12 protein-coding genes and 1 pseudogene are annotated in these 12409 nt (G+C 68.1%); 11 read left to right on the forward strand and 2 right to left on the reverse strand.

All coding sequences use genetic code 11. The features are described from left to right. Together V7702_RS05795 and V7702_RS05800 are read left to right on the forward strand one after the other, a co-directional pair. Positions 1–162, forward strand: a pseudogene (locus V7702_RS05795) (tryptophan--tRNA ligase); the annotation flags it as partial. A 56-nt stretch (positions 163–218) separates the two neighbouring features. After that, positions 219–692, forward strand: coding sequence for a universal stress protein (locus V7702_RS05800; protein WP_335649192.1), 474 nt, complete (start codon positions 219–221; stop codon positions 690–692). Positions 693–695: 3 nt separating this feature from the next. Here the strand turns inward: V7702_RS05800 and V7702_RS05805 are convergent, their stop codons facing one another. Continuing rightward, positions 696–1427 (reverse strand): lysozyme inhibitor LprI family protein, encoded by a 732-nt coding sequence (locus V7702_RS05805; RefSeq protein WP_335649193.1) that lies wholly within the window; start codon positions 1425–1427, stop codon positions 696–698. A gap of 121 nt (positions 1428–1548) precedes the next feature. On the opposite strand from V7702_RS05805, the gene V7702_RS05810 reads away from it, so the two are divergent. Then, entirely contained in the window at positions 1549–2115 is a 567-nt protein-coding gene (locus V7702_RS05810) for a GNAT family N-acetyltransferase (protein ID WP_442958394.1), read from the forward strand. 6 nt (positions 2116–2121) lie between these two features. Here the strand turns inward: V7702_RS05810 and V7702_RS05815 are convergent, their stop codons facing one another. Further along, positions 2122–2961, reverse strand: a complete 840-nt coding sequence (locus tag V7702_RS05815; protein WP_335649194.1) for a LytTR family DNA-binding domain-containing protein — start codon at positions 2959–2961, stop codon at positions 2122–2124. Positions 2962–3127: 166 nt separating this feature from the next. On the opposite strand from V7702_RS05815, the gene V7702_RS05820 reads away from it, so the two are divergent. The 8 genes from V7702_RS05820 (at position 3128) to lpdA (ending at position 12322) form a co-directional block, all read left to right on the forward strand. Next, complete coding sequence (locus tag V7702_RS05820) at positions 3128–3610, forward strand: DUF2306 domain-containing protein (RefSeq protein WP_442958395.1); 483 nt, start codon at positions 3128–3130, stop codon at positions 3608–3610. 127 nt (positions 3611–3737) lie between these two features. Continuing rightward, positions 3738–4937, forward strand: a complete 1200-nt coding sequence (sucC, locus tag V7702_RS05825; RefSeq protein ID WP_335649196.1) for an ADP-forming succinate--CoA ligase subunit beta — start codon at positions 3738–3740, stop codon at positions 4935–4937. Then, positions 4937–5815 carry a succinate--CoA ligase subunit alpha gene (gene sucD, locus V7702_RS05830; RefSeq protein ID WP_305284156.1) on the forward strand — a complete coding sequence of 293 codons (879 nt, stop codon included), beginning with the start codon at positions 4937–4939 and terminating at the stop codon, positions 5813–5815. Before sucC ends, sucD begins: the two co-directional genes overlap by 1 nt. Before the next feature lie 75 nt (positions 5816–5890). Next, positions 5891–8842, forward strand: coding sequence for a 2-oxoglutarate dehydrogenase E1 component (locus tag V7702_RS05835; RefSeq protein WP_335649197.1), 2952 nt, complete (start codon positions 5891–5893; stop codon positions 8840–8842). A 46-nt stretch (positions 8843–8888) separates the two neighbouring features. Beyond that, entirely contained in the window at positions 8889–10121 is a 1233-nt protein-coding gene (odhB, locus tag V7702_RS05840; protein WP_335649198.1) for a 2-oxoglutarate dehydrogenase complex dihydrolipoyllysine-residue succinyltransferase, read from the forward strand. Between the two features lie 48 nt (positions 10122–10169). Continuing rightward, positions 10170–10409, forward strand: a complete 240-nt coding sequence (locus V7702_RS05845; RefSeq protein ID WP_335649199.1) for an antitoxin — start codon at positions 10170–10172, stop codon at positions 10407–10409. Further along, positions 10406–10870: a PIN domain-containing protein gene (locus V7702_RS05850; RefSeq protein ID WP_335649200.1), complete on the forward strand. Its 465-nt coding sequence runs from the start codon at positions 10406–10408 to the stop codon at positions 10868–10870. Before V7702_RS05845 ends, V7702_RS05850 begins: the two co-directional genes overlap by 4 nt. 51 nt (positions 10871–10921) lie before the next feature. Then, a complete protein-coding gene (gene lpdA, locus V7702_RS05855; RefSeq protein WP_335649201.1) occupies positions 10922–12322 on the forward strand; it encodes a dihydrolipoyl dehydrogenase in 1401 nt (466 codons plus the stop codon). Positions 12323–12409: the final 87 nt, after the last annotated feature.

Genomic DNA, 12409 nt, shown 5'->3' on the forward strand with positions numbered 1-12409 from the left:
GCGGTGGCGAAGCTGGGGCCTGTGGGGGCGGAGATGCGCCGGCTGATGGCCGATCCGGCCCAGATCGACGCCGTCCTGGCCAGGGGCGCGGAGCGGGCGCGGGCGGCGGCGGCCCCGACCCTGGCGGAGGTGCGCGCCAAGGTCGGGTTCTGGGGCGCCTGAGGCCCCCGGCTTTTGGCCCTCTTGCTCAAATCCCGCCGGCGGGCCAACGTCGGCCCATGAGTCAGCGCAAGTTCCTCGTCATCGCCGACGATACGCCCGAGTTCCAGACCGCCCTGCGGTTCGCCTGCCGGCGCGCCCGCTCCACCGGGGGCCACCTGGCCATGCTGCGGGTGATCGAGCCGGCGGTGTTCGAGCACTGGTCCGGGGTTCGCGAGGAGATCGAGCGCCAGGCCCGCGCCGAGGCCGAGGCCTTCCTGCAGAAGATGGCCGAGTTCGTCATCGCCGAGACCGGGGCGGCGCCGGAATTCATCATCGTCAACGCCGAGAGCGCCCGCCAGGCCCTGCGCAGCGTCATCGCCGAGGATCCGGACATCAAAATCCTGGTCCTGGGCGCAGCGCCACACGGCCGCGGGCCGGGCCCGCTGGTCTCCTCCATCGCCAAGGAGGGCATCCGCTGGGGCGGCCGCAACCTGCCGGTCACCGTGGTGCCGGGCGAACTCACCGACGCGGAAATCGCTGACCTGGCCTGAGCCTCACCAGGACGACGGCCAGGGTGGGGCCTCCGGCGGCGGCGCCACGTCGGCCTGGGCCTGCAATTCGGCGATGCGCGCCTCATAGACCTCGGCCACCGCCTCGGGGGCGGCGAAGGCGGCGTCCTCCCGGGCGCGCAGCCAGCGCCGCTGCTGCCGTTCCAGCCGCCAGTCGGGCACGCCGGCCTCCAGGGCCTGTTGATAGGCGGTGCTCAGCCGCTGGTCGGCGGCGGCCAGGGCCGGATCGGCGCAGACCACCCGCTCGCCCTGGCTGCGGGCGCGGCGACAGTCGAAGCTGGGGGCGAAGGTCAGGTTGGCCGGCTGGCGCAGGACCGGCCGGGCCGGGGGCTCCGGCTCCGGCGGCGCCTCGGCCAGCTCCGGCGGCGGGTCATAGACGGGCGGCGGATTGTGCGGCGCGGCCTGGGCCATGTCCTCGGGCAGCACGTCCAGGGCCGCCCCGGGCGCCACCGCGCCGGGCGGCGGCGGGGCGGGCTGGTCCGCCACCTCGATATCCAGGGTCTGCGCCCCCTCCGGGGCCATGTCGGGCAGGTCGTCGCCGAAGGTGAGGCCCAGGGCGGCGACGCCGAGCACGGCGACGGCGAGGCCGCCCGCGATCCACAGGCCGCGGCGCCTGGGGGGCGGGGCCGATGGCGCGGTCGGCTCGATCCGCAGGTCGGCGGCGTCGACATAGGCGCCGGGCTTGCCCGCTTCGGGGTCGGAGGCGTCGAGATTCATGGGTCTATCGACCTTGGTTCAGACAGGGCGTCGGCGGGGGACCGGCGAGCCAGTATCGACAAACCTCGCCGCCTACGCCTGAATTGCGGCTGAACGATGCGACCGGGGCGGGAGAATGACCATGACCATGACGATGACAGATAGCGCGGCCCTGGGGCCGACCCTGGAGACCGCCCGGCTGATCCTGCGCCCGCCGGTCCTGGCCGACTTCGAGCCCTGGTGCGCCTTTTCCGCCGACGCGGAGGCGGCGCGCTATATCGGCGGGGTGATGAACCCGGCCCAGGTCTGGCGCTCGATGATGACCATCAGTGGCTCCTGGGCGCTGGAGGGCTTTTCCATGTTCTCGGTGATCGAGAAGGAGAGCGGGCGCTGGATCGGCAGGCTGGGGCCGTGGCGCCCGCACGGCTGGCCCGGGACCGAGGTGGGCTGGGGGATCATCCGCGACTGCTGGGGCCGGGGCTATGCGCCCGAGGGCGCGGCGGCGGCCATGGACTGGGCGTTCGACCATCTGGGCTGGGACGAGGTGATCCACACCATCGAGGCCGATAACGCCAACTCCCAGGCCGTGGCCCGGCGCCTGGGCTCGGCGGTTCTGCGCCAGGCCCGGCTGCCCCTGCCGATGGATGTCGACGTCGATGTCTGGGGTCAGGGCCGCGCAGACTGGCGCGCCCGGCGGAAGGCGCTCTAGGACCAGCTAGTACCAGCCGGCCGCCCGGAGCTGGCGTGAATAGGTGCGGCTGACGGGGACCTCGACCCCATCCTTCAGGGTCAGGACCGCGCGGCCGTCGCCGCGGCGGACACCATCGATGGCGGCCCTGGCCACCCACCAGGAGCGGTGCACCTGGGCGCCCTCCAGTCCCTCCAGCTCGTCCACCGCATCGCCCAGGCGCATGAGGATCAGATCCTGGCCCCGGGAGGTGTGCAGGCGCAGATAGTGATCCTCCGCCTCGATGGCGTGCAGGTCGGCGCCGCGCAGGCGCAGGGGCAGGCGTTCCAGGAACCGCACGGGCTTCGGCGGGGCCGGGACGGCGCTGAGCCTGCGCATGGCCTGCCGACGGCTCTCCACCAGGGTGTTCAGTACTGTCATGGCCAGGGCCAGGATGAAGACGCTGCCGAACAGATAGGGCAGGCCGCGCCAGGGAATCTGGTGGCCGAAGGCCAGCCAGGTGGCGGCCCAGACCAGGCCGGTGAACGGCGCGCCCATGGCCAGGGCGGCCAGGAACGAGCGGAGCCAGAGCCGAGGCGCCGCGCCGTCCGTGATCTCGTCTTGAGGGAAGATGGCGCGGGCGACGAGGCCGCCCCACAGGGCGCCGATCGCCATCATCGGCAGCCAGTAGGCCAGCCGCAGGCCCATGGCGGCGTCCCGGTCGACGAAGGCGCCCGACAGGGCGAGGAATCCCCCTACCGCCACCGCGATGGCCAGCCCCCGGAGCCAGCCGGCCAGATCCTCATAGGGACCCCAGGCCAGGGGCCTTCGCCCCGCCTGCGCTTCGCCAACCGCGGCGGGCGGCGCTTCACGACGGCGAGACGTCATTCGGCGAAACCGCCCTGGTCCCATCTTCGGTCCCCGCCTTGTGTTGCGCCCAGAACGCGGCCTGGCCGCAAAGGCCAGGAGATACCCGATGTCGCTCGCCCCGCAAGACGCCGCACCCTCGGCGCCTGGACCCGCCTGGACCTTCGGCCGCGGCTTTGCGCTCAGCATGGTTGTGGTGGCCGTCATCCTGGGCGCAGCGCTCTGGCGAGGCTGGTCGACGATTCTGGCGCTGCTGGCTGCGGCGCGCCCCCACGCCCCGGATTTCACCCTGCTGGCGGGCCTGTCGCCGGTGATCCAGGTCCACCTCTACACGGCCCTGGCCGCCCTGGTTCTGGGGGCGGCGCTGATGGCGGCGCGCAAGGGGCGGGCCTTTCATCGGACCGCCGGCTGGATGTGGGTGGCGCTGGTGATGACGACGGCGCTCTCCACCCTGTTCATCACCAGCCTGACTCCTGGACGCTGGTCATTGATCCATCTGTTCACCGGCTGGACCCTGATCATCCTGCCGCTGGCGGTGATCTGGGCGAAGCGCCACGAGGTGGCGCGCCACCGCCGCGCCATGATGGGCCTGTTCTATGGCGCCTTTGCGATCAATCTGATCATCGCCTTCATTCCGGGCCGCACCATGTGGAGCCTATTCTTTGGCTAGGCAGGCCTCGTAACTTTGGTGATGGCGTTCAGTCGGGTTAGCGGGTTGCCACGCTCGGGGGCGGCGCCTATAAGCCCGAGAACTCGCCGGTCCGGGCGAGACGATTTCAGCGACAAATCGCAGCCTCATGAACATTCACGAGCATCAAGCCAAAGCCGTCCTCGCAGAGTTCGGCGTGGCGGTCCCGCGCGGCTACGCCGCCCACACGATCGAAGAGGCCGCCAAGGCCGCCGAGCAGCTGGGAGGCCCGGTCTGGGTCGTCAAATCCCAGATCCACGCCGGCGGACGCGGCAAGGGCCGCTTCGAGGGCCTCGGCCCCGACGCCAAGGGCGGCGTCCGGGTGGTCAAGTCCGCCGCGGACGTGAAGGCCAGCGCCGAAGAAATGCTCGGCCGGGTTCTGGTGACGCACCAGACCGGTCCCAAGGGCAAGCAGGTCAACCGCCTCTATATCGAGGAAGGCGCGGCCATCGCCCGGGAACTCTACCTCTCCCTGCTGGTCGATCGCGACACCAGCCGCGTCTCGGTGGTCGCCTCCACCGAAGGCGGCATGGACATCGAAGAGGTCGCCGCCTCGACCCCTGAAAAGATCATCAGCTTCTCCATCGACCCGGCCACCGGCGTCTTCCCGCACCATGGGCGGAACCTGGCTAAGTCGCTTGGCCTGACCGGCGGTCTGGCCAAGGAAGCCGCGACCCTGCTCGGCCAGCTCTATGCGGCGTTCCTCGCCAAGGACATGGAGATGCTCGAGATCAACCCGCTGATCGTCACCGCCGACGATCACCTGCGGGTTCTGGACGCCAAGGTCAGCTTCGACGGCAACGCGCTGTATCGCCATCCCGACATCGTCGAGCTGCGCGACACCACCGAGGAAGACGAGAAGGAAATCGAGGCGTCCAAGTACGACCTCTCCTACATCGCCCTGGATGGTGAGATCGGCTGCATGGTCAATGGCGCGGGCCTGGCCATGGCGACCATGGACATCATCAAGCTCTATGGCGCCGAACCGGCCAACTTCCTCGATGTGGGCGGCGGCGCCACCAAGGAGAAGGTCATCGCGGCCTTCAAGATCATCACCGCCGATCCCAGCGTGAAGGGGATCCTGGTCAATATCTTCGGCGGCATCATGCGCTGCGACATCATCGCCGAGGGCGTGGTCGAGGCGGTGAAGGAAGTCGGCCTGCAGGTGCCCCTGGTGGTTCGCCTGGAAGGCACCAATGTCGAGCTCGGCAAGCAGATCATCGCCGAGAGCGGCCTGAACGTCGTGTCCGCCAATGATCTGTCGGACGGCGCGGAAAAAATCGTCAAGGCCGTTCGGGGCGCCGCTTAATGTCTATCCTCATCGGAAAAGAAACCCGCGTCATCTGCCAGGGCATCACCGGCAGCCAGGGTACGTTCCACTCCGAACAGGCCATCGCCTACGGCACCAAGATGGTCGGCGGCGTGACGCCCGGTAAGGGCGGCTCCACCCATATCGGCCTGCCGGTGTTCGACACCGTCAGCGAGGCGGTCAACCAGACCGGCGCCGAGGCCAGCGTGATCTATGTGCCGCCGCCGTTCGCCGCGGACTCGATCCTCGAGGCGATCCAGGCCGAGATCCCGCTGATCATCTGCATCACCGAGGGCATCCCGGTGGCCGACATGGTCAAGGTCAAGCGCGCCCTGTCGGGCTCCAAGTCCCGCCTGATCGGCCCCAACTGCCCCGGCGTCCTGACCCCGGACGAGTGCAAGATCGGCATCATGCCGGGAAATATCTTCAAGCGCGGCTCGGTGGGTGTTGTCTCCCGCTCGGGCACGCTTACCTACGAAGCTGTGTTTCAGACCACGCAGGTGGGCTTGGGCCAGACCACGGCCGTCGGCATCGGCGGCGACCCGGTCAAGGGCACCGAGTTCATCGACGTGCTTCAGATGTTCCTCGACGACGACGAGACCGAGTCGATCATCATGATCGGCGAGATCGGCGGCGCGGCCGAGGAAGCGGCGGCTGAATTCATCAAGAATTCACCAAAGAAGAAGCCTATGGTCGGATTCATCGCGGGACGCACCGCCCCTCCCGGGCGGCGGATGGGTCACGCGGGCGCAATCATCTCGGGCGGCAAGGGCGGCGCCGAGGACAAGATCGCGGCGATGGAAGATGCGGGCATCCGCGTCTCGCCTTCGCCCGCGAAACTTGGCGAAACCCTGCTCCAGGTGCTCAAGGGCGCCTGACACAATCAAGCGTATGGCGGTCCGCCGTCGGCTCCTCTCACCAAGAAGCTTCGCGGGCCGTCTGGAAGCGGAAGCATGGCGGACGACGCAGGTCTGATTAACGAGGTTCTCGCCGAGACTTCGTTCCTTTATGGCGGCAACCTGGCCTTCGTAGAGGACCTCTACGCCCAGTGGGCGGAGAACCCCGGCGCGGTGGAGCCTTCGTGGCGGGCCTTCTTCGCCTCGCTCCACGAGCGGGCCGAGGAGATCAAGCAGGCCGCCGCCAAGCCCGGCTGGGTCCGCCCCGACGCGCCGTCGGCGCGGCCGGAGTGGCTTTCGGCCCTGGACGGGCTCTGGCCCGCGGTCGAGGCCAAGCTGGAAAAGAAGGTGGCCGAGCGCGCCCCGGCCGCCTCCACCGACGCGGTCCGCGCCGCGACACTGGATTCCCTGCGCGCCATCATGATGATCCGGGCCTACCGGATGCGCGGCCATCTGCGGGCCAATCTCGACCCGCTGGGCATCGCCATCGTGCCCGGCGACGCCAGCGAGCTGGACCCGGCCTCCTACGGCTTCACCGAGGCCGATTATGACCGGCCGGTCTTCCTGGACTATGTGCTGGGGCTCGAGACCTCCACGATCCGCGAAATCCTCGACATCCTGCGGCGCACCTACTGCGGCGACGTGGGCGTGCAGTACATGCACATTTCCGATCCGATCCAGAAGGCCTGGATGCAGGAGCGGATCGAGGGCCGCGACAAGGAGATTGAGTTCACCGAGAAGGGCAAGATCGCCATTCTCAAGAAGCTGATCGAGGCCGAGGGCTTTGAGCGCTTCCTGCACCGACGCTTCCCCGGCACCAAGCGTTTCGGCCTGGACGGCGGCGAGGCCATGGTCCCGGCGCTCGAACAGATCATCAAGCGCGGCGGGGCCTTGGGCGTCCGCGACATCGTGCTGGGCATGCCCCACCGGGGTCGCCTGAACGTGTTGGCCGCGGTGATGGGCAAGCCCTACCAGGTCATCTTCCACGAATTCCAGGGGGGCTCGTCCCTGCCCACCGACATCGAGGGCTCAGGCGACGTCAAGTATCACCTGGGCGCCTCGTCGGACCGGAGCTTTGACGGCAACTCGGTTCACCTGTCGCTGACGGCCAATCCCAGCCACCTGGAGATCGTCAATCCGGTGGTGATCGGCAAGGCGCGGGCCAAGCAGGCCTTCACCCTGCGGGAAAACCCGGACGCCGGCCGTGGCCATGTGCTGCCCCTGCTGCTGCACGGGGATGCGGCCTTCGCCGGCCAGGGCGTGGTGGCCGAGTGCTTCGCGCTTTCGGGCCTCAAGGGCTACGGGGTCGGCGGTTCGATCCACTTCATCGTCAACAACCAGATCGGCTTCACCACCAGCCCGAAGAACAGCCGGTCTTCGCCCTATCCCTCCGACGTCGCCCTGATGGTCGAGGCGCCGATCTTCCACGTGAACGGGGACGATCCCGAGGCCGTGGTCTTCGCCGCCAAGGTGGCCACCGAGTTCCGCCAGCAGTTTGGCAAGGACGTGGTCATCGACATGTTCTGCTATCGGCGGTTTGGTCATAACGAGGGCGACGACCCGACGATGACCCAGCCCCTGATGTACGCCAAGATCAAGGGCCACCCCTCGACGCGGGAAATCTACACCCAGCGGCTGATCGACGAGAAGGTCGTGACGGCTGAGGAGGTGGAGGGCTGGATCGCCGAGTTCGCCGACTTCCTCGACAAGGAGTTCGACGCCGGCAAGGACTACAAGGCCAACAAGGCCGACTGGCTGGACGGCAAGTGGTCGGGCCTGACCCTGCCCACCACCGAGGACCGCCGCGGCGACACCGCCGTGCCCCTGCAGAAGCTGCTGGACCTCGGGCGCAAGATCACCGCCACGCCGGAACGGATCGCTGTCCACAAGACCGTGGCCCGGGTGCTGCAGACGCGGCGCGACGCCATCGAGAGCGGCGAGGGCCTGGACTGGGCCACCGCCGAGCACCTGGCCTTCGCCACCCTGCTGGACGAAGGCTATCCGGTGCGCCTGTCGGGCCAGGACAGCGCCCGGGGCACCTTCACCCAGCGCCACTCGGCCCTGATCGACCAGAAGACCGAGGAAACCTACTTCCCGCTGCGCAACCTCTCGCCGACCCAGGCCCACTTCGAGGTGCTGGATTCGGCCCTGTCTGAAGAGGCGGTGCTCGGTTTCGAATACGGCTTCTCCCTGGCCGAGCCGCGGACCCTGACCCTGTGGGAGGCCCAGTTCGGGGACTTCACCAACGGCGCCCAGGTGGTCATCGACCAGTTCATCTCGTCGGGCGAACGCAAGTGGCTGCGGATGAGCGGTCTCGTGATGCTGCTGCCCCACGGCTATGAGGGCCAGGGGCCGGAGCACTCGTCGGCCCGGCTCGAGCGGTTCCTGCAGTCCTGCGCCGAGGACAATATGCAGGTGGCCAACTGCACCACCCCGGCCAACTATTTCCACATCCTGCGCCGTCAGCTGCTGCGGGAGTTCCGCAAGCCGCTGATCCTGATGACGCCCAAGAGTCTGCTGCGGCACAAGAAGGCCGTCTCGCGCCTGACCGACATGTCGGAGGGCTCGTCCTTCCACCGGGTGCTGCTGGACGACGCCGAGCGGGGCGAGAACACCTCTGTCAGCCTGGTTCCCGACGACAAGATCCGTCGGGTCATCCTGTGCTCGGGCAAGGTCTATTACGATCTGCTCGAGGCCCGGGAGGCCAAGGGGATCAACGACGTCTACATCCTGCGCCTGGAGCAGTTCTATCCCTGGCCGGTGAAGTCCCTGTCCAACGAGCTCAAGCGCTTCAAGGACGCCGAACTGATCTGGTGCCAGGAAGAGCCGAAGAACATGGGCGGCTGGACCTTCGTCGATCCGTGGCTGGAGCTGACCCTGGAGCGCCTGGACGTCAAGACCCGCCGCGCCCGCTATGTGGGCCGTCCCGCCTCGGCCTCCACCGCCGCCGGCCTGATGAGTCGCCACCTGGCCGAGCTTGAAACCTTCCTCAACGAAGCCTTCGCCTAGGGCTTCGTCCGTCTAAAGAACTGAATAAGAACAGGAATCTACCACTATGGCCGACATCATGACCCCCGCCCTGGGCGAGTCCGTCACCGAGGCGACGGTGGCGCGCTGGGCCAAGAAGGCAGGCGATGCCGTCCGCAAGGATGAGATCCTGGTGGAGCTGGAGACCGACAAGGTCAGCCTGGAAGTCGCCGCTCCGGCCGACGGCGTGCTGAGCGAAATCCTGGCCGGCGAAGGCGATACGGTCGAGCCGGGCACGGTGCTGGGCAAGATGTCCGAAGGCGGCGCGGCCGCTGCGCCCCCCAAGGCCGAAGCGCCCAAGGCCGAGGCCCCCAAGGCTGAGGCCGCCCCGGAACCCAAGGCTGAGACGCCCAAGGCGCCGGCCCAGCCTGAAGTCCAGACAACCAAGCCCGCTGCGCCGTCGGCCCAGCGGATCGCTACGGAAAACAGCCTCGACCTTTCCAAGGTCGGCGGCTCGGGCAAGGACGGCCGGGTGACCAAGGGCGACGCCATCGCCGCCCTGGAGGCCCGCGCCAGCGCCCCGGCGCCGGCTGCGGCGCCGGCCGCCCCCCGCGAACTGCATGACCGCGAGGAGCGGGTCCGCATGACCCGCCTGCGCCAGACCATCGCGCGCCGCCTGAAGGAGGCGCAGAACAACGCCGCCATGCTGACCACCTTCAACGAGGTGGACATGAGCGCGGTCATGGCCCTGCGCACGGAATACAAGGATGTGTTCGAGAAGCGCCACGGGGTCCGCCTGGGCTTCATGAGCTTCTTCGTGAAGGCCTGTATCGCGGCCCTGAAGCAGGTGCCCGACGTCAACGCCGAGATCGACGGCCAGGACATCATCTACAAGAACCACTACGACATCGGCGTGGCGGTCGGCACCGAGAAGGGCCTGGTGGTCCCGGTCATCCGCGACGCCGACGACATGAGCCTGGCCGGGGTCGAGAAGGCCATCGGCGCCATGGGCAAGAAGGCCCGCGACGGCCAGCTGGCCCTGGACGACCTGCAGGGCGGCACCTTCACCATCTCCAACGGCGGGGTCTATGGCTCGCTGATGTCGACCCCGATCCTGAACGCGCCGCAGTCGGGCATCCTGGGCATGCACAAGATCCAGGAGCGCCCGATGGTCGTGAAGGGCCAGGTGGTGGTCCGCCCGATGATGTACCTGGCGCTCTCCTACGACCACCGCGTGGTGGACGGCCAGGGCGCGGTGACCTTCCTGGTCAAGGTCAAGGACGCCATCGAAGATCCCCAGCGCCTGCTGCTGGACCTCTAGTCCAGGGGAGCGCTTGTCTGGAGTAGATACGGGGCGTATATACGTTCTATGTCGGACCTTCGTGCGAAGATTTTCACCCATGGCGGCAGCCAGGCTGTGCGGCTTCCCAAGGCGTTTCGCTTCGACGCCTCGGAGGTTCGCATCCGCAAGGAGGGTCAACGGGTGATCCTCGAGCCGATCCAGACGGATTGGGCCGCCGTCTGGCGCGACATAGACGACATCACCGACGCGCCCTTTCCCGATCGCGCGGAGCAACTGATCCCGCGCGAGATCGATTTCGACGAATGAGCATCAGCCTCGATACGAACGCTGCGGTCGAGATCATTCGCGGGCGGCTGCCGCATTTCAGAGACTGTCTGGCGCAAGTCGACCGGGAGGGACAAAGCCTGCATCTCTCCCCCATCGTCTTCCACGAACTCATGTACGGCGCCCACAAGAGCGACCGACCTGTCCATCACATGGCGCAGGTCGATCGCCTGGCGTCTCAGTTGACGTTGGAGAGCTGGACGCCAGAGGATGGCCTTGCGGCCGCCCGGCTTCGCGCGGAGCTTCGCCTTTCGGGCCTGAGCATTGGCGGCTTTGACGTCCTCATTGCGGGTCAGGCTCTCAATCGAGGCTGGACCGTGGTCACCGCCAACATCCGGGAATTCATTCGCGTGAAGGGACTCCCGCTGGAGGACTGGTCCGATCCTGCCGGACCCTTACGCTTCCTCGGCGGCGATCTCACACTACGCCGACCCCGACCCTGACGCTTCGCCCTATCCTCGTTACTGACCCTCTGACCAACGGATCCTAGTCCCATGTCCCAATACGACGTCGTCATCATCGGGGGCGGCCCCGGCGGATACAATGCGGCCATCCGGGCCGGTCAGCTGGGGCTTAAGGTCGCCTGCGTCGAGAAGCGCGAGACCCTGGGCGGCACCTGCCTGAACGTCGGCTGCATGCCGTCCAAGGCCCTGCTGCATGCGTCCGAGCTCTATGACGCCGCCATGGGCAAGGAGTTCGCCACCCTCGGCATCGAGGTGAAGCCCAAGCTGAACCTGTCGCAAATGATGGCCCAGAAGGCCGAGTCGGTGACCCAGCTGACCAAGGGCATCGAATTCCTGTTCAAGAAGAACAAGGCCGACTGGATCAAGGGCGCCGGCAAGATCACCGGCCCCGGCAAGGTCGAGGTCACGGGCGCCGACGGTTCGGTCCAGACCCTCGAAGCCAAGAACATCATCATCGCCACCGGCTCGGAGCCGACCCCGCTGCCGGGCGTCGAGATCGACCAGAAGCGCATCGTCGATTCCACCGGCGCCCTGTCGCTGCCGGAGGTGCCGAAGAAGCTGATCGTGGTCGGCGCCGGCATCATCGGCCTGGAGCTGGGCTCGGTCTGGCGCCGCCTGGGCGCCGAGGTGACCGTGGTGGAATTCCTCGACCGCATTACGCCGGGCATGGACACCGAGACGGCCAAGGCCTTCCAGCGGTCGCTGACCAAGCAGGGGATCGCCTTCAAGCTGGGCGCCAAGGTGGCCGGGGCGACCCCGTCGAAGTCCGGCGTCAAGCTGACCGTCGAGCCCGTCGCCGGCGGCGAGGCCGAGACGCTGGAGGCCGACTACGTCCTGGTGGCTATCGGCCGGCGGCCCTACACGCAGGGCCTGGGGCTTGAGAGCGTCGGCGTCACGCCGGACAAGCGGGGCTTCCTGGAGACCGACCACTTCAAGACCTCGGCGGCCGGCGTCTGGGCCATCGGCGACGCCATCCACGGCCCCATGCTCGCCCACAAGGCCGAGGAAGACGCCGTGGCCTGCATCGAGCTGATCGCCGGCAAGGCCGGCCATGTGGACTACAACCTGGTCCCCAGCGTGGTCTACACCGCCCCGGAAGTGGCCTGGGTCGGCAAGACGGAGGAGCAGCTGAAGGAGGCCGGGGTGGCCTACAAGGTCGGCAAGTTCCCCTTCACCGCCAACAGCCGGGCCAAGATCAACCACGAGACCGACGGCTTCGCGAAAGTCCTGGCCGACGCCAAGACCGACGAGATCCTGGGCGTCCACATCGTCGGGCCGCAGGCCGGCGAGATGATCGGCGAATACTGCGTGGCCATGGCCTTCAAGGCCGCCAGCGAGGACGTCGCCCGCACCTGCCATCCGCACCCGACCCGCTCGGAAGCCGGCCGTCAGGCCGCCATGGGCGTCGAGGGTTGGACCATGCAGGCCTGAGGCGGCTTCTGCGTCCTTCGAGGCTCGCGAACGCGCGCACCTCAGGATGAGGGGCGTGGTGTGAGCTTCAGTCCGTCCTCATCCTGA

It is taken from the genome of Phenylobacterium sp., assembly GCF_036963605.1.
Classification (GTDB): domain Bacteria; phylum Pseudomonadota; class Alphaproteobacteria; order Caulobacterales; family Caulobacteraceae; genus Phenylobacterium.

Excerpts from the sequence above, each read along its gene's own strand:
- V7702_RS05835 (WP_335649197.1), top strand. The coding sequence starts at position 5,891 with ATGGCGGACGACGCAGGTCTGATTAACGAGGTTCTCGCCGAGACTTCG.
- lpdA (WP_335649201.1), top strand. The coding sequence starts at position 10,922 with ATGTCCCAATACGACGTCGTCATCATCGGGGGCGGCCCCGGCGGATAC.
- odhB (WP_335649198.1), top strand. The coding sequence starts at position 8,889 with ATGGCCGACATCATGACCCCCGCCCTGGGCGAGTCCGTCACCGAGGCG.
- V7702_RS05850 (WP_335649200.1), top strand. The coding sequence starts at position 10,406 with ATGAGCATCAGCCTCGATACGAACGCTGCGGTCGAGATCATTCGCGGG.
- V7702_RS05845 (WP_335649199.1), top strand. The coding sequence starts at position 10,170 with ATGTCGGACCTTCGTGCGAAGATTTTCACCCATGGCGGCAGCCAGGCT.
- V7702_RS05815 (WP_335649194.1), bottom strand. The coding sequence starts at position 2,961 with ATGACGTCTCGCCGTCGTGAAGCGCCGCCCGCCGCGGTTGGCGAAGCG.
- V7702_RS05810 (WP_442958394.1), top strand. The coding sequence starts at position 1,549 with ATGACCATGACGATGACAGATAGCGCGGCCCTGGGGCCGACCCTGGAG.
- sucD (WP_305284156.1), top strand. The coding sequence starts at position 4,937 with ATGTCTATCCTCATCGGAAAAGAAACCCGCGTCATCTGCCAGGGCATC.
- V7702_RS05820 (WP_442958395.1), top strand. The coding sequence starts at position 3,128 with ATGGTTGTGGTGGCCGTCATCCTGGGCGCAGCGCTCTGGCGAGGCTGG.
- V7702_RS05805 (WP_335649193.1), bottom strand. The coding sequence starts at position 1,427 with ATGAATCTCGACGCCTCCGACCCCGAAGCGGGCAAGCCCGGCGCCTAT.
- sucC (WP_335649196.1), top strand. The coding sequence starts at position 3,738 with ATGAACATTCACGAGCATCAAGCCAAAGCCGTCCTCGCAGAGTTCGGC.
- V7702_RS05800 (WP_335649192.1), top strand. The coding sequence starts at position 219 with ATGAGTCAGCGCAAGTTCCTCGTCATCGCCGACGATACGCCCGAGTTC.